General features: G+C 67.0%; 1 protein-coding gene. It reads right to left on the bottom strand.

Annotated elements, in window-relative coordinates:
* Window positions 1–131 precede the first annotated feature (131 nt).
* Window positions 132–533 (bottom strand): phosphotransferase (locus A5692_RS21605; protein WP_156765873.1); only part of this gene is annotated, 402 nt, incomplete at its 5' end.

Genomic DNA, 533 nt, shown 5'->3' with positions numbered 1-533 from the left:
CGGCGCTGATGTCGCCTACAGTAACCGTGTCAAAACCGCGCTCAGCGAACAACGCGATAGCGGTACGGCCGATGTCGTCGCGCACGAGTCGTCGGCGTCGCTCGGTGAGTGGTTCGGTCATGCGCGCGACCTCACTTGCGCTGCCCGCGGGCGAACTCCGCGGCCCCGGCGAGCAGGCGAATCACCCGAGGTCCCATGTCGGTTCGGTCCGGGTCGATGCCCGCCTTGACCTGCCGAGCGTGCGACCCCTCCAGGATCACGGCCAGCTTGAACAACGCCAGAGCCTGGTAGTAGGGCAGCGCGGTGAGGTCCCGTCCGCTGAGGTTGGCGTATCGGTCCGCCAGCTGCTGACGACTCGGGTAGCCGGCCGAGCCGCCCGCCTGTTCGGTGATGATCGGATCTTCACCGGGCTCGGTCCACCGCGCGAGCAGGTGCCCAATATCGAGCAATGGATCACCGATGGTGCCGGTGTCCCAGTCAACGATTGCGGCGAGCCTAGCGGGCGGTTGCGGGCTGACCATGACGTTGAACGG

Source organism: Mycobacterium sp. E342 (assembly GCF_001667665.1).
GTDB lineage: Bacteria > Actinomycetota > Actinomycetes > Mycobacteriales > Mycobacteriaceae > Mycobacterium.
This window is presented reverse-complemented; position numbering and strand designations above follow the sequence as displayed.